19 protein-coding genes, 1 other RNA gene and 1 other annotated feature are annotated in these 24,539 nt (G+C 39.8%); of the genes, 3 read left to right on the forward strand and 17 right to left on the reverse strand.

Annotation, left to right across the window (positions count from 1 at the left end; all coding sequences use genetic code 11):
• Positions 1-11 precede the first annotated feature (11 nt).
• Positions 12-2,438, reverse strand: a complete 2,427-nt coding sequence (gene recD2 / locus AC4G3N_RS05435; RefSeq protein ID WP_491089847.1) for an SF1B family DNA helicase RecD2 — start codon at positions 2,436-2,438, stop codon at positions 12-14.
• 16 nt (positions 2,439-2,454) lie between these two features.
• Positions 2,455-3,111 carry a tetratricopeptide repeat protein gene (locus AC4G3N_RS05440; RefSeq protein WP_066105415.1) on the reverse strand — a complete coding sequence of 219 codons (657 nt, stop codon included), beginning with the start codon at positions 3,109-3,111 and terminating at the stop codon, positions 2,455-2,457.
• 242 nt (positions 3,112-3,353) lie between these two features.
• Between AC4G3N_RS05440 and AC4G3N_RS05445 the strand changes: the two genes are divergently transcribed.
• A complete protein-coding gene (locus tag AC4G3N_RS05445) occupies positions 3,354-4,061 on the forward strand; it encodes a GDSL-type esterase/lipase family protein (protein WP_491089848.1) in 708 nt (235 codons plus the stop codon).
• A gap of 13 nt (positions 4,062-4,074) precedes the next feature.
• Here AC4G3N_RS05445 and AC4G3N_RS05450 read toward each other — a convergent pair whose 3' ends face one another.
• From AC4G3N_RS05450 to cymR, 4 genes are all read right to left on the reverse strand, one after another.
• Positions 4,075-6,762: a cation-translocating P-type ATPase gene (locus AC4G3N_RS05450; RefSeq protein WP_066105420.1), complete on the reverse strand. Its 2,688-nt coding sequence runs from the start codon at positions 6,760-6,762 to the stop codon at positions 4,075-4,077.
• Positions 6,763-6,851: 89 nt separating this feature from the next.
• The gene (mnmA, locus tag AC4G3N_RS05455) at positions 6,852-7,964 is read right to left on the reverse strand and encodes a tRNA 2-thiouridine(34) synthase MnmA (RefSeq protein WP_373925494.1); all 1,113 of its coding nucleotides are present in this window, start codon (positions 7,962-7,964) and stop codon (positions 6,852-6,854) included.
• A 23-nt stretch (positions 7,965-7,987) separates the two neighbouring features.
• Entirely contained in the window at positions 7,988-9,130 is a 1,143-nt protein-coding gene (locus AC4G3N_RS05460) for a cysteine desulfurase family protein (protein WP_066105423.1), read from the reverse strand.
• Positions 9,131-9,168: 38 nt separating this feature from the next.
• Positions 9,169-9,591: a cysteine metabolism transcriptional regulator CymR gene (gene cymR, locus AC4G3N_RS05465; protein WP_066105425.1), complete on the reverse strand. Its 423-nt coding sequence runs from the start codon at positions 9,589-9,591 to the stop codon at positions 9,169-9,171.
• Between the two features lie 260 nt (positions 9,592-9,851).
• On the opposite strand from cymR, the gene AC4G3N_RS05470 reads away from it, so the two are divergent.
• Positions 9,852-11,138, forward strand: a complete 1,287-nt coding sequence (locus tag AC4G3N_RS05470; RefSeq protein WP_066105428.1) for a replication-associated recombination protein A — start codon at positions 9,852-9,854, stop codon at positions 11,136-11,138.
• 60 nt (positions 11,139-11,198) lie between these two features.
• Here AC4G3N_RS05470 and AC4G3N_RS05475 read toward each other — a convergent pair whose 3' ends face one another.
• The 5 genes from AC4G3N_RS05475 to AC4G3N_RS05495 form a co-directional block, all read right to left on the reverse strand.
• Positions 11,199-11,960 carry a tRNA threonylcarbamoyladenosine dehydratase gene (locus AC4G3N_RS05475; RefSeq protein WP_066105431.1) on the reverse strand — a complete coding sequence of 254 codons (762 nt, stop codon included), beginning with the start codon at positions 11,958-11,960 and terminating at the stop codon, positions 11,199-11,201.
• A 410-nt stretch (positions 11,961-12,370) separates the two neighbouring features.
• A non-coding RNA gene (gene ssrS, locus AC4G3N_RS05480) (6S RNA) lies at positions 12,371-12,558 on the reverse strand.
• Positions 12,559-12,589: 31 nt separating this feature from the next.
• Positions 12,590-14,374: an aspartate--tRNA ligase gene (gene aspS, locus AC4G3N_RS05485; protein ID WP_491089850.1), complete on the reverse strand. Its 1,785-nt coding sequence runs from the start codon at positions 14,372-14,374 to the stop codon at positions 12,590-12,592.
• 14 nt (positions 14,375-14,388) lie between these two features.
• A complete protein-coding gene (gene hisS / locus AC4G3N_RS05490) occupies positions 14,389-15,663 on the reverse strand; it encodes a histidine--tRNA ligase (RefSeq protein ID WP_140461982.1) in 1,275 nt (424 codons plus the stop codon).
• A gap of 99 nt (positions 15,664-15,762) precedes the next feature.
• Positions 15,763-15,996: a binding site (T-box leader), on the reverse strand.
• 53 nt (positions 15,997-16,049) lie between these two features.
• Positions 16,050-16,226 carry a hypothetical protein gene (locus tag AC4G3N_RS05495; protein WP_175354278.1) on the reverse strand — a complete coding sequence of 59 codons (177 nt, stop codon included), beginning with the start codon at positions 16,224-16,226 and terminating at the stop codon, positions 16,050-16,052.
• A gap of 139 nt (positions 16,227-16,365) precedes the next feature.
• Between AC4G3N_RS05495 and AC4G3N_RS05500 the strand changes: the two genes are divergently transcribed.
• Entirely contained in the window at positions 16,366-17,631 is a 1,266-nt protein-coding gene (locus AC4G3N_RS05500) for an N-acetylmuramoyl-L-alanine amidase family protein (protein ID WP_140461981.1), read from the forward strand.
• 146 nt (positions 17,632-17,777) lie between these two features.
• Here the strand turns inward: AC4G3N_RS05500 and AC4G3N_RS05505 are convergent, their stop codons facing one another.
• The 6 genes from AC4G3N_RS05505 to AC4G3N_RS05530 all read right to left on the reverse strand — a co-directional run bounded on the left by AC4G3N_RS05505 (position 17,778) and on the right by AC4G3N_RS05530 (position 24,292).
• On the reverse strand, positions 17,778-17,975 hold the full coding sequence (locus AC4G3N_RS05505; RefSeq protein WP_140461980.1) for a hypothetical protein: 198 nt from the start codon (positions 17,973-17,975) through the stop codon (positions 17,778-17,780).
• Positions 17,976-18,196: 221 nt separating this feature from the next.
• The gene (gene dtd / locus AC4G3N_RS05510) at positions 18,197-18,640 is read right to left on the reverse strand and encodes a D-aminoacyl-tRNA deacylase (RefSeq protein WP_066105443.1); all 444 of its coding nucleotides are present in this window, start codon (positions 18,638-18,640) and stop codon (positions 18,197-18,199) included.
• A 10-nt stretch (positions 18,641-18,650) separates the two neighbouring features.
• Positions 18,651-20,846, reverse strand: coding sequence for a RelA/SpoT family protein (locus tag AC4G3N_RS05515; protein WP_066105445.1), 2,196 nt, complete (start codon positions 20,844-20,846; stop codon positions 18,651-18,653).
• A 215-nt stretch (positions 20,847-21,061) separates the two neighbouring features.
• Positions 21,062-21,574, reverse strand: a complete 513-nt coding sequence (locus tag AC4G3N_RS05520) for an adenine phosphoribosyltransferase (protein WP_066105448.1) — start codon at positions 21,572-21,574, stop codon at positions 21,062-21,064.
• On the reverse strand, positions 21,565-23,934 hold the full coding sequence (gene recJ, locus AC4G3N_RS05525; protein ID WP_491089851.1) for a single-stranded-DNA-specific exonuclease RecJ: 2,370 nt from the start codon (positions 23,932-23,934) through the stop codon (positions 21,565-21,567). The genes AC4G3N_RS05520 and recJ overlap by 10 nt, the downstream gene beginning before the upstream one ends.
• A 67-nt stretch (positions 23,935-24,001) precedes the next feature.
• Positions 24,002-24,292, reverse strand: a complete 291-nt coding sequence (locus tag AC4G3N_RS05530) for a LapA family protein (protein WP_066105454.1) — start codon at positions 24,290-24,292, stop codon at positions 24,002-24,004.
• Positions 24,293-24,539: the final 247 nt, after the last annotated feature.

Below are 24,539 nucleotides of genomic sequence, written 5' to 3' on the forward strand. Positions count from 1 at the left end.
ACATTTGTATTTTAACCGCGTATCATAAAATCATAAGGCGTAATGTTTTCCATCCCAATCATTGGATCTGTTTGGAATATTTTTTGCTCATACGTCAAGCCGTCTTCATTGGAACTTTCATTTTCAGTAACTGGATTTTCAGGTTTGGAGATAAGTTCCTTATCAAGGAACCCTTCCTGCAGTTTTTCAAGTAGAGTTGTTCGCCGTTCCTCCTCACCACTGCGACCGACGCCGTATCGTAAGGCTTCCTCTTCACCGCATACAATCAGGAACTGTTTGCTCCTTGTTATAGCCGTGTAAATTAAGTTCCTCCTTAGCATGCGGTGATAGCTCTTAACAACTGGCAATATGACGATTGGGAATTCACTTCCCTGGGATTTATGAATGGAACAACAATAAGCATGAGTTATTTGATTGAGCTCCTGGCGTGTATACTTCGCTTCAATGCCATCAAATGAAACAAAAATCTGATCCTGCTTATCTTCATTTTCCTTTGCATAGATAATCGCAATAATTTCACCCATATCACCATTGTAAATCCCATTTTCAGGCTGATTCACTAATTGGAGAACCTTATCTCCAACCCGATAAACCACATCCCCAAAAGTCAATTCCCTTTTCTTCTTATCGCGATTATCATTAAGAATGCCCTGCAGGAGGACATTGAGGGAATCAATTCCGGCACTCCCTCTGTACATTGGAGCCAAAACCTGAATATCACGGGCTGGGAACCCTTTTTGGCGGGCATTGGTTACAACCTGCCTAATCACATCTGCTACTTGATTAGTGGAACAAGAGAAAAATGAACGATCGCCCTGCGGTTTCCGAATATCTGGCGGCAGCTGTCCGTTTTTTATCGCATGCGCGAGCTGAATAATGGAAGAACCATCTTCCTGTCTGAATATCGATTCCAGACGGGTTACAGGAATAACGGAAGAGGCAAGTAAATCCTTCAATACCTGACCTGGTCCAACTGAAGGCAACTGATCCTCATCACCAACGAGGATGACTTGCATATCATTCGGCAATGCTTTAAAAAGCTGATTGGCCAGCCAAATGTCTACCATAGACATCTCATCTACAATTAAAAGCCTTCCGCTGATTGGATTATCTTCATCACGCTGAACATCCGACCCATTCCAGCCCAATAAACGGTGGATAGTTACGGCGGGAAGCCCTGTGGATTCCTTCATCCTTTTTGCCGCGCGTCCTGTTGGAGCTGCTAAAACAAATGGAAATGGATTTTCATTATTATAATCTTTTGGATTAAGGGACAAACCATGTAATTCTGAATATAATTCAACGATTCCTTTAATAACGGTTGTTTTACCGGTACCAGGACCTCCTGTCAGGATCAGCATCGGAGAATGTAAGGCTTTAAAGATTGCATCCTTTTGCTCCTCAGCGTACTCCATCCCAATTCGCTCTTCTAGTTTGCCTAGCTCCAATAAAAATTCAGATTCAGGAAATTGATCGGCATATGAGTCCTGAGACATAATCCGTTTAATATTCGTTACAATCCCTTTTTCAGAAAAGTAGAGGGACGGCATATAAAACCTTTTCTCTTCTCCAATGATTTTTCCCTCTTCACCGAGTTGGATAAGTGATTCCGTAATTTGCTCAAAAGTGATGGTCACATTTTGATTTTGTTCCAAGAGAGTTTTTACGCTGATCAACAGTTCCTCAGCCTCGGTATACGAATGCCCGTCCTGTACACAAGATCTGTCAAGTGTATAGAGAATCGCTGCCTTAATCCTGGATGGATGGCTTCCTCCAATGCCGAGCTGCAGTCCGATTTCATCTGCGCGAGTAAATCCAATTCCCTCAATCGTTTCGACTAGCTGGTATGGATTTTGCTCAATGATGGAAATCGTGTCCTCTTTATAAGCCTGATAAATTTTCATCGATAGCTGAGGTCCAAACCCCAGGCTGGATAAATTAATCATGATTTGCTCCAGGCCCTGATTGGCTGCCAGAGTATCATACAATTGCTTTGCCTTTTCACCGCTTAGCTTAGGAATTTGATCGAGCAATGATGGATTCGCTAAAATTTTGGAGATTGCCTTTTCGCCAAGTTTTTCGACAATCGATTCTGCAATCTTTTTACCAATCCCTTTAAAAAGAGATCCGGATAAATAAGCAATCACACCCTCCTTTGATTCAGGAACTTCACGCTGGAAGGTATCTACATGAAATTGAATCCCAAAACGGGGATGTTCTTTCATTTTCCCATAAAACGTGTATATTTCTTCCTCATGAATAGGGGGGAAATACCCGGTAATAACAGCTTCTTTTTCATCGTAATTCAAATTCGTTTCTTTCACTCTGATTCGTACAACCGAGTATAAATTTTGTTCATTATGAAAAATGGTAACCAAATGTGTTCCTTTGATGAAAGGTTTGTCATTGTCGGAGAAGACGAACGACTCTTGTTCCACAAGAAGCACCTCCCGTTTATAACAGTTCTTTCATTTGTTTTAACCCATTCAAAGCAAGGATGTGATCAGGCTGGATTTCAACCGCTTTTTCAAAATAAGCGATTGCTTTATCTGCATCTCCCTTAATCCCACCGTAGGCCACACCCAGGTTAAAATACGCATCTGCATGTGACTCATCAATTTCAAGCGTCTTATTCCATGCATCAATCGCCATATCATACATTTCAGCACCTGCCAAAGCCAGTCCATAATGGAACTGAGCTTCTGCATCCGACGGATTTAATTCAACACTTCTTTGGAAATAAGGTAATGCCAGCTTCGGCTGGTCTAAATGAAGCAGACATAATCCCAGCATAAACATCACATCTGCTGTTTCAATTCCTTTTTTGATAGCCAGCTCAAACTGATCCTTCGCCTTCACTAAATCATCGAGCTCATAATAAATGCTGCCCAATCCATAATAGGCAGTCGCAGCTTCCGGATCCAGTTCAATAGCTCTTTCAAAAAATTTAATCGCACGTTGATTGTCGTTCATCGATGCCAATACATTGCCGAAATTGATAAACCCTACTGGGTCATTTGGATTTTCTTCAATCATTTCGGTGAATACTTTTGCAGCATCCTCCCATTTTCCTTGTTCCATATATTGAATACCTAATTTATTTTTATCCATACTATTCACTCCTACATTCCTAACTGAATGGAAATAGTATACCACAAAGTGATAGTCCGTTGTCCCAGAGACAAGCATCTGGGCTAGCAGCGCGCCATCATTTATAAGTTATAGTAAATCCCACCAGTTTACCTTCCTATTTATGACTAGGTTACTCTCTTAATCATATAGATTAAAATATTACACTTTTTGTTAAAATTCTTTGATTTTAGGGTAGAAGTATATCTATGGGAGTGAGAGATATGAAGAAACTACACTATGCAGCTGGACTTTTACTAATAATCGGACTGATTTATATCGGATATACCTTCTTTTTAGATGAAAAGATAAAAGCCGATCAGGAACATGTCATTATGGCTTTAGGTGATTCCTTAACCTATGGGGTGGGCGATCGCCATGAGGAAGGCTATGTCGGTCAGCTTGAAAAAATTTCAGAAAGCGAATCCTCAAATAAAAATTATAAAATCAATAATTATGGAATTCCGGGTCAGGAGTCAGAGGGAGTTATCAAACAATTAGCGAATCCTACAATAAGTGAGAAAGTGAATGAAGCTGACTATATTATCTTATTTATAGGCACTAATGATTTGCGTACAAGTTTGGGCGGTGATTTTCAAACCATCAATCAAGCCGCTATAAAGAAAGGGAAAAAAGATTATCTTGATAATGTAGATGACATTTTGAAAAGCATTCGCATGGTTGACCATGATGTCCCCTTTATTGTTGTTGGATTATATAATCCATTTCCTAATGACGACCGCCTTGACGAAATTCTAGATGACTGGAATCACGATCTAAAAGAAACGGTCAGTAACTACTCATCTATCACCTTCGTACCAACAGATGATTTGTTTCAGGATAAAACAAAAAAAGACTATTTCAGTGATAGCCTCCATTTAAATGACAAGGGATATCACCTGATTGCTAATCGAATCAGCGAAGAAATATAGAAGGCTATGGAGCTTAATCCATAGCCTTTCTTTTTTCATAGTATCTTAAGAAGCCCTTAACAATTTCATTTACGACAATGGTTCCAATTGTACAGAAGAAGATTAGGATCCATTCCCTTAAGCCTATCGGTTCAATCTTGAGTAATTTGGCAAAAGGTTCGATATAAACAACTGCCAATTGTAACAAGATGACACCTATGACAGACCAATTTAAATATTTATTGCTAAATACATCTGTTTTCCAGATTGGTTTACGTAAATGTCTGACATTATATACTTGCATGTAGCTAATAAAGGTTAGTGCCATAAAGGCAACCGTTTGTCCGACTCTCAGTTCATGGTCTGTAAGCTGATTAAATTGTAAATCGAATATGGAATCAATTCCAGCAGCCCATTTCAACCCAATTAGGAAGGCTAGGAGAGAAGCTACACCAATCAACAAACCATTTAAAATCAGGAAGATGACTGAATCCCTCGTGAAAATCCCTTCTTTTTTAGGCCTTGGTTTATCCAGCATAACATCCTTATTCTTATCTACACCAAGCGCAAAGGCTGGAATAGAATCACCAACTAAATTCAGCCATAAAATATGGACGGTCAGTAACGGTGTCGGCCAGCCAAGCAAGATGGCAAAAAAGAGCACTAGAACTTCACCAAAGTTACTTGTAACAAGGAAAAGCACAGATTTTCGTATATTAGCAAAAATATTTCTACCCTCTTCAACCGCTTTTATAATCGTGGTGAAATTATCATCCATTAAAACCATATCAGAGGCACCCTTGGCAACATCTGTCCCAGTTTGTCCCATAGCAACCCCAATATCAGCTGTTTTTAAGGAAGGAGCATCATTAACACCATCACCGGTCATTGAAACAATATGCCCATTTTCTTTGAAGGCCTGAACGATTTGGACTTTATGCTCCGGTGATACCCGGGCGAATACACGAGTATCGACTGCTGCTTCCTTCAATTCTTCAGGTGTCATTTGATTCAATTCGGCACCCGTGATAACTTTATCGGATTCCGTTATCCCTAAACGGTGCGCAATCGCAATCGCTGTTTGCGGATGATCACCTGTAATCATCGTTACTTCAATTCCTGAACGATGAGCTCTTTCAATTTGAAGTTTTGCCTCCGGTCGAGGCGGATCCATCAAGCCTACCATTCCAAAAAACGTCAAACCATTCTCTATTTCTTCTTCATTCAGTTCAGAAATCGCTTCGGCCGAAACTCTTTTTCCCGCCAAAGCCATTACACGAAGAGCGCGGTTGGACATCTGCATCACAGCTTGATTAATTTCAGTTATGTATTCCGGCGTCATTTTTACTATTTCGCTATCTAGTTGAATAGTGGTTATTCTCTCTAGCAGGATATCTACTGCACCTTTTGTCAGTACAATGTATCCATCGCCATCTTTATGTATGGTAGTCATCCTTTTTCTCGTTGAATCGAACGGAATTTCGGCTACACGCGGAAATTCTTTATCTAAATCAGACTTTGTGTAACCATTCACATGTGCTGCTTTAACAAAAGCCACTTCTGTCGGGTCGCCGGTTTCTTCCGGTTCATAAGTGGCATCCGAGCATAATGCCAATTGATTAATCAACCTTTGGTCATCCGCAGAATATGGTACATCTTCCTCTATAACTTTTAAATTAACATAACGCTCAACGACACTCATTTTGTTCAAAGTCAGTGTTCCTGTTTTATCTGAACAAATCATGCTAACCGAACCCAAAGTTTCAACTGCCGGAATTCTTCGTATAATTGCCTTTTGCTTAATGAGGCGCCTTACCCCTAGCGTTAAAACAATTATGACCATTGTCGATAAACTCTCAGGTATAGCCGAAACAGCAAGACTTGTGGAAATCATAAACATTTCTCCAGGATTCCGTCCCTGCATTAATCCTACAATGAACATAACGACACAAACGATAATGGCACAATAACTTAATTTTTTCCCAAGCTGATCAAGATTTTTCTGCAAAGGAGTTTTGCTGGATTCAGTGCTGTGAAGCATTTCAGCTATTTTCCCAACCTCTGTATTCAACCCGGTTGCAGCCACAATTCCAATCCCTCGGCCATTTGTAACTTGAGTAGACATGAATGCCATATTAAGATAATCACCAAGTGGCTGATCAGGATTTTCCAAATTCCAATTCTCGTCCTTATCTACTGGAAGGCTCTCCCCCGTTAAAGCAGACTCTTCAATTTTCAAGGAATGGGATTGAATGATACGAATATCAGCCGGTACTGTCCTTCCGGCTTCAAGTAAGACGCAGTCACCAGGTACGAGCAAGGATGCATCTATTTCCCTGACATTTCCTTCTCTTTTTACCAAGGCTTTCGGTGCTGCTAACTTTTTTAGTTCGTCCAATGCATTTTCTGCCTTTTTCTCTTGGACTACACCAATAATGGTGTTGATAATAATCACAAATGTAATAATTAAACCGTCACTCACTTCACCCACTATAAATGAGAATAAAGCGGCAACCATCAATATGTAATTAAGTGTGTTATGTATTTGTAAAGCAATCATTTTTAACAATGAATTTTTTTGCTCCACTCCGAATTCATTTTTTCCATAGTCTTTTAATCTCGCTTCGGCTTCTTTTTCCGTTATCCCCCTTTCTGCATCAGTTTCAAATACTTCTAATACCTCTTTCTTGGAAAGTGAATAATCGTACTTCTTCACATCCATCTTCATCACCTGCATATGTATATTTTACAGAACGTAAATAGCCTGTTTCTCTACGAAACAGACTATCCACATTCAATTGGCTATTTTATTTACCCAACATAATCAAGTTTTAAACCTTTTTTATAAACTTTATCGATGGTACCTCCACCCAAGCAGACTTCACCATCATAAAATACTGCAGCTTGCCCAGGAGTCACCGCTCTGATTGGCTCAGCAAAAATTACTTCTGCCTGATTGTCATCCAATACTTTCACTGTTACCTTATTATCTGCCTGGCGATATCTGAATTTAGCTGTACACTCAAAAGTATCACCTGGTTTCCTTTCGGAAATCCAGTTCATTTTGTCAGCGATAATAGAATCAGAATAGAGGCTGTCATGGTGAAAACCTTGCTCTACTAATAGAACATTGTTTTCTAAATCTTTCCCAACCGCAAACCACGGTTCACCGCTTCCGCCAATTCCAAGTCCATGACGCTGTCCCAATGTATAATACATAAGGCCGTCATGCTTACCCTTCAGTTCACCACTCATCGTTCTCATCTCACCAGGTTTAGCCGGCAAATATTGCCCAAGAAATTCCTTAAAGTTACGCTCGCCGATAAAACAAATGCCTGTAGAATCTTTTTTAGTAGCCGTTGGCAGGCCAGCCTCCAAGGCAATTTCTCTAATTTTTGGCTTATCATACTCACCAATCGGGAACATAACCTTGCTTAATTGCTCCTGAGTTAATTGGTTTAGAAAATAAGTTTGATCCTTATTATTATCCAACCCTCTAAGCATTTTATATTCTCCGTCTTGGTAAGCCACACGCGCATAATGGCCTGTGGCCAAATAATCTGCACCTAGATCCATGGCATGCTCAAGAAATGCCTTAAATTTAATTTCTTTATTACACATCACATCGGGATTTGGTGTACGTCCCGCTTTATATTCCTCAAGGAAATAAGAAAACACTTTATCCCAATACTGTTTTTCAAAATTGACTGCATAGTAGGGAATTCCAATATGATTGCAGACACGGATGACATCTTCATAGTCCTCCGTAGCTGTACAAACACCATTTTCATCTGTATCGTCCCAGTTTTTCATGAAAATTCCTACAACGTCATAGCCCTGCTCTTTTAAAAGATAAGCTGCAACAGAAGAATCCACTCCACCGGACATTCCGACAACAACTCTAGTTTCCGCCGGGGATTTCATTATACACTTCACCTCATACCTATTTACTTCACTAATCGATTTATCACATTTACAGCAATCTTCGCTGCTTTTTCTACTTCTTGTTCCGTATTGCCCTGCCCAAAGCTGAAGCGAATTGAATTCTTTGTCCGCTCTGAATCTTTTCCAAACATCGAGACAAGAACATGCGATGGTTCAATCGATCCAGCTGTACAGGCAGAACCGCTTGAAACAGCCACCCCTGCCAAATCCATATTGACTAAGAAAGCCTCAACACTCGTTCCTGGAAAACTAATATTCAATACATGCGGCAGTGAATCATCCAGCTTTCCATTGATGGAATAATTAATACCTGCTTCGTCAAATACATGGAGCATTATTTCTTTAAAGGCTCTATACTGCTTCGCTTTCTCCTCACGTGTGTTAGACATCAGCTCAGCCGCCTTTGCAAAGCCTGCTGCCCCAGGCACGTTTTCAGTTCCTGCCCGGCGTTTTCTTTCCTGCTCACCGCCAAGTAGCAATGGCTTAAATGGTACGCCTTTTCGCGCATATAAGAAGCCAATACCTTTCGGACCATTAATTTTATGTGCAGACACACTTAAGAAATCCACAGCTAACTCATGAACCGATATAGGAATGATTCCGTATGCCTGTACCGCATCTGTGTGGAACAATGCCTGATGGTCAGCCAAAAGCCTGCCAATTTCCTGAATAGGCTGAATAGTGCCCACTTCATTATTTCCGAACATGATTGTCACTAAAACTGTATCATCTCGTAATGCTTCCTGAACAGCACTCACAGTTACCTGTCCTTCTTCATTGACAGGCAAATACGTAACCTCGTATCCCTCTTTTTCAAGAGCCTGGCATGTATGCAATACGGCATGATGTTCAATTTCTGACGTAATAATATGTTTGCCTTTATTCTTCATAGCTTGTACACTGCTATAGATTGCGGCATTATCTGCTTCTGTACCACCGCTCGTGAATATAATTTCATCTATTTGTGCACCAATACTTTCAGCCAGCACTCTTCTTGCATCATCAATTAGCTTTCTCGATTCTCTGCCGAATTGGTGAATGCTTGATGGATTTCCGTAAGTCTTCTTCATAACCTCCGTCATCACATCAATAACTTCTGGATGCATAGGCGTTGTCGCTGCATGATCCATATAAACCCGTTCCATGGCCTATACCTCCTTTGCCTAAACAAAATTACTTTATATTAAATGTAGAACATATATGATTGAGTGGAGTCGTCCTCTTCTTCATAGGATGCCAAGTCTTCCAAAGTTGTATTATCCAAAACATCCTTTACAGCATCTCTGATTTTAATCCACAATTGCCGTTTAACAGGTTCTTCGTCCTCAATGCCTTCAACCGGTGTAATTGGGCCTTCAAGCACCTTGATCACATCACCTGCTGTAATTTCATGTGGATCTTTCGTTAGTTTATAGCCGCCATAGGCACCCCTTACACTTTTAACAAGTCCTGCATTACGCAAGGGGGTAACCAATTGTTCCAAATAGTGTTCGGACAAATTATTTGATTGTGCTATCGATTTTAGGGAAGTAGGACCTTCTCCATGTTTCTTAGCTAAATCAATCATAATGGTAAGTCCGTATCTTCCTTTGGTAGATATTTTCATTACTTAGCACCTCAGCCTTACATTTAGTCTACAAAAGTATACCATACATTAAATCATTGCCTATTTTCAATGACTCAGTACAATTCTTCTTAATTTTTTATTTTCTATTTAATCATAGTAAAAAAAACCAGTTTCGACTACAGGAAATCTCATGAAAGGATAAAATTCGCAGCTCTTACGCAAAAACGAAAATATAGGAATGTGAAGCGTTTATCGATATAATGAAAGCATCCTGAAGCTTATTTGTGGAGGTTAGTTAGTTGAATACTGAACCACTCGCATTTCGAATGCGACCTAAGAACTTAGATGAAATTATTGGCCAGAACGAAATCATCGGCAAACAAACCAGTTTATATAAAATGATTAAAAACGGGCATGTCCCTTCTATGTTATTATATGGTGAACCTGGCATTGGAAAAACATCCATTGCTTATGCAATTGCGGGAACCACCAAAATACCGTTCATTGCTTTAAATGCAACTACAGCCGGGAAGAAGGATATCGAAGCAGTTGTTGATGAAACACGTCTGACCGGGCAGGTTATCCTCTTTCTTGATGAGATTCACCGATTCAATAAAGCTCAGCAGGATTATCTTCTGCCACATGTAGAACGAGGCGATATCATTTTAATCGGTGCCACAACGGAAAACCCATTCCATGATGTCAATCCAGCTATTCGGAGCCGCTGCGGCCAAATCAAGCAGCTTACCCGCTTATCTGTCGAAGAAACCATCACACTGCTCCAAAGAGCCCTTTCTGATGAAAAAAATGGTCTGGGAAAAATGGATATCCAAATCACCGAGGAACAAATAAAAAAAATTGCCCTTCACTCAAATGGAGATGCAAGAAAATCGTTAACGCTGCTGGAATCAGCAGTTTTCTCATCAACCAGGGATGAGGATACGTATATCATAGAAGATGAAGTCATTGACGATTTAGGCGGGAATGTAGGAGTTTATGGAGATAAAAAAGGCTCAAACTTCTATAACCTGTTATCCGCCCTGCAAAAAAGCATAAGAGGAAGCGACGTTCATGCTTCTTTATATTATTTAGCTCACCTTCTTGAGGTTGGTGATCTGGTTGCAGTCAATCGGAGACTTTTAGTGATTGCTTATGAAGATATCGGACTGGCAAATCCCTCCGTCGGAAATAATGTGTTGGCAGCTGTTACCGCCAGTGAACGTCTCGGTCTTCCCGAGGCGCGTATCCCGCTTTCAGTGGCTGTTGTGGAAATGTGTCTATCCTCCAAATCAAATTCTGCTTATAAGGCATTGGATCAAGCCATTTCGGATATTCGAAGCGGCAAAGTCGGGGATATCCCTAAGCATTTACGTGATGCCCATTATTCAGGCTCAAAAGACCTCGGGCATGTTGGTTATAAATACCCGCATGACTACCCTATCGGCACTTTCGGTGGCTGGGTCAAACAAGATTATCTCCCAGGCAACTTAAAGGGAACAAAATACTATGATCCGATTGAATCCGGCGAGGAGAAACGATTAGCTGCTATATATGAAAGACTGGAACAGTTTAAAAATAAGCAGTAAAAAAGATTGGCTTCTATTAGCCAATCTTTTTTACATGCAGGTAACAATTCACCCATAACGTTAATCATTCACTCGTTTGATTTTAATTTCCTTCAATGCTTCTCTTACTACCCAGCTTGCTGCAATCAATCCTGCCGTAGATGGTACAAACGCATTAGATGAAGGCGGGAATTTAGCCTTACGAATATCTGCATCCTGGTTGCCCACCACTTTTGTCACTTCATCAAAAGGCACAATTGGGCTCTCATCGGAGAAAATGACTGGAATCCCTTTTCGAATGCCTTCTTTCTTTAATTTTGTACGGATCACTTTAGCTAATGGATCTGTATGTGTTTTAGATATATCCGCGATTTGAAAGCGGGTTGGATCCATCTTATTGGCTGCGCCCATGCTTGAGATGATAGGAATATTCCTTATCAAACATTCTTTCATCAAGTGAATTTTGTAAATAATCGTATCGGAGGCATCGATTACATAATCCGGTTTATAGGCGAAGAAATCCTGATATGTTTCCTCTGTATAGAACATTTTTAAAGCAATTACTTCGCAATCTGGATTGATGTCAAAAATACGCTTTTTCATAGCATCTACTTTTTGCTCTCCAACAGTGGATAATAACGCATGAATTTGTCTATTCACATTTGTTATATCTATATCGTCCTTATCTACCAAGATTAACGTGCCCACCCCGGATCGCGCTAAAGCTTCCACGGCAAAAGAACCCACTCCGCCAATACCTAGAATCGCCACAGTTGTATTTTTTAATATTTCCAAGCCATCTTTCCCGACAGCCAATTCATTACGTGAGAATTGATGCAACATGAATAGCTCCACTCCAATTTCATTTTGTTAGTAAATGTAATTACCTATTTTTATTTTCCTAAACATTTCTGTTCATCTATACGCGCTTAACTCTTTGATTGTATTTTAAACGAAAGCATTTATCGATGTAAAATACAGTTTCAGCTGATTCAGCAGCAGGCCACGATTATCTACCAATCCCTTTACTTGCTATTCTTTCGCTTAGACAATTGAGATAAACCATTGATTAACAGCCACTGCAGTATTGTATCGTTCTAAAATTATGTACCTTTTCTTCATTAGCTGTTCCGTCGTTTCGATTTATGATACCATACTTTCCTACTAGGAATGAAAGGATATATTTTTCATCGATAAAAATAAAAAACTCATTGCAGCAGCTGCAATGAGTTATAACAATTCTTCATAAGTATAGACGCCCCAAATTGTGCCGTTTGATGCCTAGTGCTTTGGCCCGCCCTCGGCAGGTGGGTGTCCTGTTCCACTTTGTTGCAAGTCCTTCACGAAAAAGGCATTTGCGCAAGCGGTAAACTCCGGACTCCCGTTAAAAGAAATGTTCGGTCAAAACAAAAAGGATGCATAACGTACACTTCAGGACATCTATTAATTGATTTAATCATATCAAAAGCAGGTTACTTTTTCAAGCCCGATTCCATTTTTGAGACCTTTAGACTAAGCTCTTTAAGCTGGCTTTCAGATACTTCACTCGGTGCATCTGTCAACAGGCAGCTCGCGCTTGCAGTCTTAGGAAATGCAATCGTATCACGTAAGTTTGAACGGCCGGAAAGTAACATGACTAAACGATCCAATCCCAAGGCAATTCCACCATGTGGTGGAGTACCATATTCAAAGGCTTCCATTAAGAAACCAAATTGCTCGTTAGCCTCTTCTGGTGTGAATCCGAGGACCTCAAACATTTTTTCCTGAATAGCACGTTCAAAGATACGTAAGCTTCCTCCACCCAATTCATAACCATTTAACACAAGGTCGTAAGCAATTGCTTTTACTTCACCAGGGTTTTCGTCAAGCAAAGAAATTTGTTCTCTAACAGGCATTGTGAATGGGTGATGAGCTGCATAATATCTTCCATCTTCTTCTTTATATTCAAGAAGCGGCCAGTCAGTTACCCATAAGAAATTAAATTTACTTTCATCAATTAGGTTTAATTCTTTTCCTAATTTATTTCGTAAATTACCCAATGCGTCTGCGACTACGGATTTCTTATCAGCAACAAAGAGCAGCAAGTCTCCAGCTTCAGCACCAGTAACCTCGATTAAACCTTTTCCGTCTTCATCCTGGAAGAATTTTGCGATTGGTCCTTTTAGACCTTCTTCCTCCATCTTCATCCATGCAAGCCCTTTTGCACCGTAGCGGGCAGCAAATTCACCCAATGCATCAATATCTTTTCTGGAGTAATTAGAAGCAGCACCTTTTACATTCAATGCCTTAACCTGTCCGCCGGATTCCACTACACCTGTGAAGACTTTAAAGCCTGAATCTTTAACGATATTGCTAACGTCAATTAATTCCATCGCAAAACGAGTATCAGGTTTATCAATACCATATCGGCTCATCGCTTCATCATACGTCATTCTCGGTAATGGTAAAGAAAGCTCGATTCCTTTGACTTCCTTCATCACTTTTGCCATCATGCGTTCAGTCAAATCTTGAATATCTTCCTGGCTCATAAAGCTAGTTTCAATATCGATTTGTGTAAATTCAGGCTGACGGTCTGCGCGCAAGTCCTCATCACGGAAACAGCGTGCTACTTGATAATAGCGTTCGATTCCGGAAACCATCAATAATTGCTTAAAGATTTGCGGTGATTGTGGCAATGCATAAAATTCACCTTCATGCACACGGCTTGGTACCAAGTAATCACGCGCACCTTCTGGAGTACTCTTAGTTAAAATAGGTGTCTCAATATCAAGGAAGCCTTCTCCATCTAAGAAGTCACGGATTGCTTTAGTCGCTTTATGTCTCATTTTAAACGTTTCGAACATAACCGGACGACGAAGATCTAAATATCGGTAAGATAAACGAAGGTCCTCAGATACTTCTTCGTTATCTGTAATCGCAAATGGAGGTGTTTTGGATTCATTGATAATGATTACCTCTTCTGCCTGAACTTCAATACTACCTGTTTTAAGGTTTTTGTTTATCGTTCCCTCTTCACGCGCTACCACTTTTCCCCGTACGCTTAATACATATTCACTTCTGATTTTTTCAGCTAGACCTAGGGCTTCAGGTGATAAATCTGGGTTAAATACAACTTGGACAATGCCTGTACGGTCTCTTAAATCGATAAAAATCAACCCGCCAAGGTCACGTCTTTTTTGGACCCACCCTTTGACAGTGATTTCTTCTCCGATTGCTGTTACCGGTACTTCTCCGCAAAAATATGTTCTTCCGTACACTGTAATTCCTCCTATTATCTTCCCAGTTTAGTTTTTAATTCTGTTACTAACTCAGCGAGCCCCACTTGCTGTTGCTCACCGGTTTGCATATCTTTTAAAGAAATTTTATTTTCTTTCAGCTCATCTTCTCCAAGTACAGCCACGATTTTGGCATTTACACGATCCGCCGCCTTAAATTGGCCTTTTGCTTTGCGATCGGAATAATCCTTTTCAGCTGAAATTCCGTTGCTGCGCAACTCATCTACCAGTTTCACAGAGTAATCCTTTGCTTCGTCGCCAAGTGAAACAATAAAACAATCTACACTTTTTTCAATCGGAAGCTCAATATTTTCGACTTCAAGTGCAGATAGCAATCTTTCAATACTTAAAGCAAATCCAATCCCAGGGGTTTCAGGACCGCCCACCTCTTGAACAAGTCCGTTATAACGGCCGCCTCCACAAAGAGTAGTAATTGCCCCAAATCCTTCAGAATCGAGCATGATTTCAAAAGCTGTATGATTGTAATAATCAAGTCCGCGAACCAAGCCTGGATCCACAACATAAGCAATTCCGATCGCATCCAAGTACGCTTTTACTTTGTTAAAATACTCGGTAGACTCTTCATTTAAGTAATCGATAATGGACGGTGCGCCAGACATTAATTCATGATTACGGTCCTCTTTGCAATCTAGTATTCGTAATGGGTTACGTTCTAAGCGATTTTTACAATTTGGACAGAATTCCTCAATCCGGGGCTTAAAGTGCGCAATCAAAGCTTCTCTGTGTTTTGCACGGCTTTCCTTGTCTCCAAGACTGTTGATCACTAGCTTCAGATTCTTTAACCCTAACTTTTTATATATATTCATGGCTAATGAAATTACTTCTGCATCAATTGCCGGATCGGAACTCCCTAAAGCTTCCACACCAAACTGTACAAATTGTCTGAAACGCCCTGCCTGTGGACGCTCGTATCGGAACATAGGCCCAATATAGAACAACTTAACAGGTTGAATAGCATTCCCATACATTTTATTTCCCACAAAGGAACGAACTACCGCTGCCGTACCTTCCGGACGCAAAGTTAAACTGCGGTTTCCCTTATCCGTAAATGTATACATTTCTTTTTGTACAATGTCTGTTGTATCTCCCACACCTTTTTCAAATAACTCGGTACTTTCAAAAATTGGTGTACGTATTTCTTGATACTGATACACTGAGCAAATTTCTTTTGCTACGTTTTCGATATACTGCCACTTTTCTGATTGACCAGGAAGGATATCCTGGGTTCCCCTTGGTATTTGAACGGCCATATCAAAATTCCTCCTTAAAATGCAATCTATAACCATTTCCAATTGGCATGGCTTGGTAATTTTAGGTAAAATAAAAACAACTCCCAGTCCCATGCATATGCAAGGGACGGGAGTTGTTACCCGCGGTGCCACCCTAGTTGGAGCATAAAAAGCTCCCACTTTTACAGTTAACGCCTGTTTAACGTTCATCCCCTACTAGAAACTAACGTTTTTTCAGGGCGAAACCTACGGTGTGTTCGTTCATATGGGCACATGCAGAAGTGTTTGCAGCCTAAGACACTTCTTCTCTGATCATGTGTGATCTATATTACTCTTCACCATCATTGGAATATAATATGTATTTTTATTTAATTAATATTACGAAGTAACTTCCTAGTTGTCAACCCTTAAGAACGTCCAAGTTTCTTTTTTAGTTGTTTCACGTCTCTGACGGACAGGCCAAATTCCGAAGCAAGCTCCACCATGGAATTATTCTGTTCTTTAACCAAAAAATCATGAAAATCCACTCCGAATATTTGTTTACCGGCATTTTGTGTGATTAATCCCTTTTCACTGTATCTCATATCATGAACACCCCTTATTTATTTAAACTACAGATTGTCTTAATCAGTATTCCCGACTGTGTAAAGTATCTTTCATAAAAAATATTTTTTCTTTAACAAACGCCTGGCCCTGATTTTTAAAGAAGGAGCGATTATTATCTTGCTAAAAAAAATTTTGGTTTTTCTATGTGTAACCCTACTGCTTGCGCCGATGAAAAATTCTATACCAACCGCACATGCAACGATCGATAAAATTGTGGTTAATGAGCCATCTATTTATGTCCGGGAGGAGGCAAATATAAAGGCATCCATCATCGATGAAATCCAGGCGGGGAGTGTTTATGATGTCCTGGAAATAGATGAAGATTGGATTAAACTAAAGCTCAGTGACAAAAAAACAGGATGGGTAGCCAGCTGGCTCGTTACAGGCTATAAAGAAGCGGATCTTACCTCCGATTCCGGTATTGTTACTGCAGACGGTCTACGTGTTCGAAAAGGCCCAGGCACAGAGTTTAAGGTACTCGGCAATCTTCCTATCGGAACAGTAATTCACATAATAGAGAAACAGGATAGCTGGATTTCTTTCACCTATGAGGACCATATAGGCTGGATCCACAGCAACTACATACATCGACATCAATTACAAAAACCCTCAAAGAGAATCCGTATAACAGCTTCCGTACTAAATGTACGAGCATCGGATAAACCAGATGCTTCAATCATTGGAACAGTAAAAAAAGATGAGGAGTATACCGTCCTCAAAAAAAATAGAAAAATGCTTAAAATTGAACTTCCATCTAAAAAAGAAGGATGGATCCCAAGTTGGTATACAAAATCAGAGAGTGAACAGAATTCAAGTCTTCAAAGGAATGAGTCATTAATGGGGAAAACTATTATCCTGGATGCCGGGCATGGAGGCACTGACGGCGGAGCATCCGGACCAGATGGCACTTTAGAAAAAAATCTAACGCTTCAGACCGTTAAACTGGCATACGAGAAGTTACGAACAGCCGGAGCGAACGTGGTCATGACTCGTTCCAGCGATCGGTATGTAGCGTTACATGCAAGGGCCAATCTTGCAAATATGAATAGAGCCGATGCCTTTATCAGTTTCCATTATGATAGTAATCAGAATGGAGATAAAAGTGGTATTAAAACATATTATTATCATTCCTATCAAAAGCAACTAGCCTTAACTATTCAAAAATATTTATTGCAAAACGAGACACCGTTAAATGACCAGGGAGTAAAGCAGAACAACCTGCACGTTTTACGAGAAAATCTTCGGCCGGCTGTTTTATTGGAATTAGGCTATATTAATAATCCTGCTGAGGAAGCTCTTATCCAAACAGAATCCTATCAGGAGACCATCACAGATGGGCTTGTAAATGGACTGGATGCCTACTTTTCTGATTTAGAAATTTAGCGTCCCGAATAGCTATGATTTATGAAACCTGTTGTAAAGATCAACAGATTTATTCTTAATAACTTGGATCCTCCCTTTATGCTTTTAATTGATAGCATAAAGGGAGTTTTTTATGGATAATTCTTTGGGTGGAGAATGTAAATTACTTAGAGGTATTGGCTGGTTGAATTATTGGTGTGTTTGGCTGGATTATTGGTAGAATCGGCTGGATTATCGCCCAGTTCGGCGGATTTTCCCCATGTACCGGCTGTATGACTTAGTTCGGTTCCTTTCTTTTCTGCTCTGGCTGGATTTTTGCTCAATTTGGCTTGTTTCTTTCCTGAATCGGCTGGTTTCTTGCTCAATTCGGCTGATTACTCTCTCGAACCGGCTGAATTATCGCTCAGTTCGGCCTGTTTTTCTCTGTATCGGCTAAATCGCTCAGTTTAGCTGATTTCAAACCTGAAATATAAATTCAGCTAGATCACTAATTATTGATTTACAAAAAAACACCTCCATATGTCTGAAATAACTCAGATATATGGAGGTGTACGGTTTTAAAGAAAGCTACTGCGCTGCTTAACTTTTAGTTTTTGCTTTCGAGAATAAGCGTCACAGGTCCGTCGTTAATGAGCTCGACATCCATCATCGCCCCGAATCTGCCTGTTTCCACTTTCAACCCTTTTTCTCTCAGCATTTCATTAAACATATCATACAATTTTTCAGCTTCATCGGGCTTGGCTGCTGCCATAAAGTTTGGGCGCCTTCCCTTGCGGCAATCACCATATAAGGTAAATTGGGAAATCGATAAAATTTCACCGCCCACATCAAGCAAGGAATGGTTCATCTTCATATTCTCGTCTTCAAATATGCGCAGATGAACGATTTTATCAGCAAGGTAACGGCAATCCTCTTCCGTATCCTCATGAGTAATTCCAACTAATAACACAAACCCGGAGGTAATGGCGCCGATTGTTTCACCATCGACACGCACTGATGCTGCCTTTGAACGTTGCAATACCACTTTCATTTTTTTACCCCTAACTCATAATTCTTCTGACAGAATAAATATCGGAAATTTGCTTAATCCGTTCAACTACTTTATGCAAATGACTTACATTATAAATTGATATAGACATGGTAATTGTCGCACTTTTGTTCCTGTCTGTACGACCTGATACAGCCGTGATATTCGTCTTCGTTTCACTAACAGCTTGAAGCACTTCATTTAACAAGCCGTTCCGGTCAAATCCATTTATTTCGATATCAACATTGTATTCTTTTCGAACGCTCTGACTGCTTTCCCATTCTACCGGGATAATCCGTTCTTTACTTTCTTCATCCAATACATTGACACAGTCTGCCCGATGGACCGAAACACCGCGTCCTTTTGTAATGTACCCAACTATTTCATCACCAGGAACAGGATTACAGCAGCGTGATAATCTGATTAACATATTGTCAATCCCTTTTACACGGACCCCGGAATCCTTCTTCTTCGTTTTCGGAATCATACGCAACTCAGAGACTGCATCAAGCAAGCTTACTTCCTGATCTTTTTCTCTCTTTTTACGAAGCTTATCTGTTAACCTTGTCGCAATTTGAGCAGCTGTTATTCCGTTGTAGCCCACTGCTGCATACATATCATCTTCATTGGCAAAATTGAATTTTTCAGCGACTTTCCTCAGGTTCTCAGTAGTACAAACTTCTTTCACATCATATTCCATTGCCTTGACTTCTTTATCGACTAATTCTTTGCCTTTTTCAATATTTTCTTCTCTGCGTTGCTTTTTAAAGAATTGTCGTATTTTATTTCGCGCTTGTGAAGTTTTTGCCAGCTTCAGCCAATCCTGACTTGGGCCATAGGAATGTTTAGATGTTAATATTTCAATAATATCGCCGGTTTTCAGCACATAATCAAGCGTAACCATTTTGCCGTTTACTTTAGCGCCAATCGTTTTATTGCCGATTTCTGAGTGGACGCGGTAGGCAAAATCAATCGGTACAGATCCTTTTGGCAGCTCATACACATCACCTTTTGGTGAAAAAACAAATACCATATCCGCAAATAAATCCAGTTTGAGAGATTCCATAAATTCCTCTGCATTGGTAGAGGCATCCTGGAATTCAACAATCTCTCTGAACCAATCCAGCTTTTTATCCATTCGTTGTGTCGATGTTAGATCTTTGCCTTCTTTATAAGCCCAGTGTGCCGCAATCCCGAATTCAGCTGTTCGGTGCATTTCTGTCGTACGAATCTGTACTTCCAAAGGTTCACCCTTTGGACCAATAATGGTCGTATGAAGAGATTGATACATATTTGCTTTCGGCATAGCTATATAATCCTTGAAACGACCAGGCATTGGCTTCCAGCATGTATGAATGATACCAAGAACTGCATAGCAATCTTTAATACTATTTACAATAATACGGACTGCCGTTAAATCATAAATCTCTTCAAACTGTTTATTTTGAAGAGCCATTTTCCGATAGATACTGTATATATGCTTTGGTCGTCCAAATATATCAGCCTGAATAGAAACTTCCTTCAGCTTTTCCTTCATTCGGTCGGTGACATCTGATAGATACTCTTCTCGCTCCGCCCTCTTCTTTTTCATCAAATTTACAATTCGATAATATTGCTGAGGATTTAAATAGCGGAGAGCTGTATCTTCAAGTTCCCATTTAATCGTTGAAATACCGAGTCTATGCGCAAGCGGTGCAAATATTTCGAGCGTTTCATTCGCAATCCTACGCTGTTTTTCAACAGGTAAATGCTTCAGAGTACGCATATTATGCAGCCTGTCAGCTAATTTAATCATGATTACACGAATATCCTTAGCCATTGCGATAAACATTTTACGGTGATTCTCAGCTTGCTGCTCTTCCTTTGACTTATATTTAATTTTTCCCAGCTTTGTTACACCGTCAACCAAAAGGGCTACTTCTTCGTTAAAGGTTTCCTTAATGTCTTCCAGTGTTACGGAAGTATCTTCTACAACGTCATGCAAAAATCCGCCCGCTACTGTAAATGTATCCATCTCTAAGCCCGCCAGGATGGCAGCAACTTGAATTGGATGGATAATATACGGCTCACCGGATTTACGATATTGCTCCTTGTGAGCTTCTTTGGCGAATTCATACGCTTTTTCTAAGAATGCCACATCTTTATCATTCATATAGTTTCTTGCTTTATCAAAGACCTGCTCAGCGGTATAAATTTGCTCATTTGCCATGAAATCACCTTTTACTCCGTATTTCCACGTTTTTTGCTTATCGTTATCTATGTTAAACCATATAGGTTAATCGTTAAAAAGAGGATTGTTTCTATTATCATCAAAAAAAGTTTTCTTGTAAAGTAACGAACAAGATTTAATCTGTTGTTTCGCTATTATTCGCAATTTGATAATATAAAAAGCGCTCTAATAATTAGAACGCCATTACTATATGCTTAATATTCCATTAATGTGAGTATATCATAGCCGGCAAGTTTTTTCCTGCCCTCAAGGTACGTTAACTCAACTAAAAAAGCTAATCCTGCTACAACTCCGCCAAGCTCTTCAACCAATTTAATAGTCGCTTCCATTGTTCCGCCTGTAGCCAATAGGTCATCAGTAATCAATACTCTCTGACCTGGTTTGATTGCATCTTTATGAATGGTTAACACATCTTTACCGTATTCCAAACCGTATTCAACTTTAAAGGTTTCTCTAGGCAGCTTGCCTTCTTTACGCACTGGCGCAAAGCCAACTTCCATTGCATAAGCTACAGGGCAGCCGATAATGAATCCACGTGCTTCCGGTCCTACAATAATATCAATTTCTTTCTCTTTAGCAAACTTTACAATTTGATCTGTTGCATATTTATATGCCTTCCCGTTATCCATAAGTGGGGTAATATCTTTAAATTTAATCCCTGGCTTAGGCCAATCCTCTACGATCGCTATATATTGTTTTAAATCCATTGCTCAGTTTCCTCCTTGTTTTCCATGTGGGATCGAATCAACTTGCCAAGGTAATCATAAAGCTGATTGAATGAAGCGTATAGAAGCTCTTGTTCCAACGCCATTCTTGCTTGTCTTTCTTGATAGGTCTTAGATTCTTGGAGATCCCGTTTCATACTGGTCCTTACCAAATCAATGAGTCCGTTATTTATTGTAACAAACTCGAGCTCAAAAAACACCTTTGTCATAAAATCAATATTTTCTTTTGACCAGCCTTTATGAATATTCAGCATGGAACGCAGTTCTTTATATGAAATAGGTCCTTTTTTTGCCAACAAGGCATAATACCATTTAAATTGGTCTCTTGTTGGAAACGCTGAGAAATAATCATTTTGAGTGGTACGAAAGTAAACATACACTCTTTTAGGCAATTTTCCAATAAAAAGTGCTTCAAATATATCTTTTTGTGAAGGTAAATCTGCTAAAACTACATGATAGCCGTCTAAAGTTTCCTGTTGAGCTGCTTCTAAAGAGGTAATATGGATAATTTGATCATTCTCTTTAGTAAATTCCGTCAGCCACACCCTACTCTCTTCCTGAAATAAGATGATTTTGCGTGGAGACGGCACTGTCTGAACATGTATTTTCCCCTTATCGCTGCGACAATCAAATAACTGCCACCCTGGTACAGAAAGATCCTGTAAAAACAATTGGGGCTTTTTTATATTATTCCATTCATTTATCGCCAATTCCCCAATTACAGATACCTTGGCCTGCGGAGATAAATGATCAAGGAACTCTCCTAATCCAAACCCAATGGTATCTAACCCAGCATCATTTTGTTCGAGCTGAAGTTTAAGATGAGTTTTATCTGCCCCAATTTTCCTGGAAGTTGTTATTGAGGCATCCTCAATCAAAATCCGCGGTTTTGGGTTTTGCATCCCGTACGGTGCAAGCTGAGACATTTGCTGAATAAGCGTTAATGAAATTTCATCAATCGCAACTAAGCTATCTATCTCAGTAACAGGCTGGAAATCTTCTTCTGTTAGAATTTCATTAGCCTGATTGATCAATCGTTGTCTCAATTCCTCAACATCTTCTATTTTCAATGTCATACCAGCAGCCATAGGATGGCCCCCAAAATGAGGCAGCAGTTCTCTGTTTAAAGATAAGTTTTGAAAAAGATCAAATCCTGGAATACTGCGTGCAGAACCCTTTGCTGTTCCTTTCTCACGATCAATACTTAATACGATCGTCGGACGATAATACTTTTCTACAAGCTTACTGGCTACAATCCCTACTACACCAGTATTCCATCCTTCACGGGCAATAATTAGGACCGGATTGGTTTCAGGTGGATAGTTATTCTCCAATTCCTCAATCGCTTCCTGGGTCATTTCTTTTACGATTGATTGCCGCTCTTTATTCAATAAATCTATTTCGTCGGCTATCGAATCAGCTTCTTCCTGACTTTCTGTAAGTAAAAGCTCTACAGCTGGATCTGCCGATTCCAATCTTCCTACAGCATTTATTCTCGGTGCCAATCCAAATCCAATGGAATCCTCATTTAAGGAATCGCGCTGAATACCTGCTTTTTGACAAAGGGCAAGGATTCCCGGTCTCGTTGATTTCTTTAATGCCTGAATCCCTTTAATCGCAATTAATCTATTTTCATCATGAAGAGGAACCAAGTCAGCTACTGTTCCAATTGCAGCAATGCCAATCAACTCATCAGGCAACTCACCAAGTAAAGCATGGGCCAATTTCATTGCCACACCTGCACCTGCCAACTCTGAAAACGGATAAGTTTCACCCGGCTTTTTGGGATGAAGGATAGCTAATGCCTGCGGTAACTCAGGACCCGGTTCATGATGGTCCGTCACAATATAATCCATTCCCAATTCTTTCGCCACTTGAGCCTCATGAATGGCCGAAATGCCACAGTCTACTGTGATAAGTAACGTAGTTCCCTGTTCTTTTATGAATCGAAAAGCCTCTTCATTTGGGCCATAGCCTTCTGTAAAGCGATTTGGAATATACCATGACACATGTTCTGCTCCCATTATTTTAAGCGTGAGCATTAAGATGGTCGTACTGCTGACCCCATCGGCATCATAGTCTCCGAATATAGTAATCTTTTCGTTGTTTTTTACAGCTTTCACAATCCGTCTCACAGCTTCTTCCATACCTGATAGTAAAAACGGATCATAGAAATCCTGCTGGGCTGCATACAAAAAAGACCGCGCTTCTTCTACGGTCTTTATTCCTCTGTTGACCAATAATGTAGCCACAATACGAGGCTGTTCAAGTTCTTGCATGAATAGATTTATAATGGTTTCATCAGCTTTTTTTAAAAGCCAACGTGTTTTTGATTGTAACATATTGTCACCCCTGACCTATCTATTATAAAAAATATCTATCAAAGGTTCAATGAGTGATTCTAAATATTTATGATTTTGGGTGAGTGTTAAGATCATTGTCAGCCAATTCATTATAAGCGATCCGTTCATTTGTTAGTTCTTTTATCTGCTTAGTCAGAGAGATAATACGGACTGCCATTACAGAACCAACAATGATTCCACCCATGGCAACAGATCCTAAAATAACCAAAATCAAGGGCCAATGAGCCGTTCCAAATACATAATTAACATCCACCTTATCCACATTAACAACAGCAAAAATAGCAACGATAAGAGCAAATACTATCCCAAGAATCACGTACCACTGAAGTTTTTTCATATTCCTACTCCTTTATAAAGTATTATGAAAAATTTTAATAAATCATGTATATAGTCTTAATCCCCTTATCTTACAAAGAAAAAACGTACTCCATGTTTGTTAGTCTATTGTTTACCTTTACTAGATCTTGCATACACAGCAAAAAAAGCACACAAAATAATCAGTTATAACACATAAAGTCTTTTTGTGAACTGGTGTAAGCTACCATAAAAACAGCCCGCTTCTCAAGAAAAAGAACCGGGCTGTT

The sequence above is a fragment of the Bacillus sp. z50 genome, from assembly GCF_058313585.1.

Excerpts from the sequence above, each read along its gene's own strand:
- AC4G3N_RS05440 (WP_066105415.1), bottom strand. The coding sequence starts at position 3,111 with ATGGATAAAAATAAATTAGGTATTCAATATATGGAACAAGGAAAATGG.
- AC4G3N_RS05445 (WP_491089848.1), top strand. The coding sequence starts at position 3,354 with ATGAAGAAACTACACTATGCAGCTGGACTTTTACTAATAATCGGACTG.
- AC4G3N_RS05450 (WP_066105420.1), bottom strand. The coding sequence starts at position 6,762 with ATGGATGTGAAGAAGTACGATTATTCACTTTCCAAGAAAGAGGTATTA.
- mnmA (WP_373925494.1), bottom strand. The coding sequence starts at position 7,964 with ATGAAATCCCCGGCGGAAACTAGAGTTGTTGTCGGAATGTCCGGTGGA.
- AC4G3N_RS05460 (WP_066105423.1), bottom strand. The coding sequence starts at position 9,130 with ATGGAACGGGTTTATATGGATCATGCAGCGACAACGCCTATGCATCCA.
- cymR (WP_066105425.1), bottom strand. The coding sequence starts at position 9,591 with ATGAAAATATCTACCAAAGGAAGATACGGACTTACCATTATGATTGAT.
- AC4G3N_RS05475 (WP_066105431.1), bottom strand. The coding sequence starts at position 11,960 with ATGTTGCATCAATTCTCACGTAATGAATTGGCTGTCGGGAAAGATGGC.
- hisS (WP_140461982.1), bottom strand. The coding sequence starts at position 15,663 with ATGGCCGTTCAAATACCAAGGGGAACCCAGGATATCCTTCCTGGTCAA.
- AC4G3N_RS05495 (WP_175354278.1), bottom strand. The coding sequence starts at position 16,226 with ATGAGATACAGTGAAAAGGGATTAATCACACAAAATGCCGGTAAACAA.
- dtd (WP_066105443.1), bottom strand. The coding sequence starts at position 18,640 with ATGAAAGTGGTATTGCAACGTTCAAAGGCAGCATCAGTGCGTGTCGAT.
- AC4G3N_RS05515 (WP_066105445.1), bottom strand. The coding sequence starts at position 20,846 with ATGGCAAATGAGCAAATTTATACCGCTGAGCAGGTCTTTGATAAAGCA.
- AC4G3N_RS05520 (WP_066105448.1), bottom strand. The coding sequence starts at position 21,574 with ATGGATTTAAAACAATATATAGCGATCGTAGAGGATTGGCCTAAGCCA.
- recJ (WP_491089851.1), bottom strand. The coding sequence starts at position 23,934 with ATGTTACAATCAAAAACACGTTGGCTTTTAAAAAAAGCTGATGAAACC.
- AC4G3N_RS05530 (WP_066105454.1), bottom strand. The coding sequence starts at position 24,292 with ATGAAAAAACTTCAGTGGTACGTGATTCTTGGGATAGTATTTGCTCTT.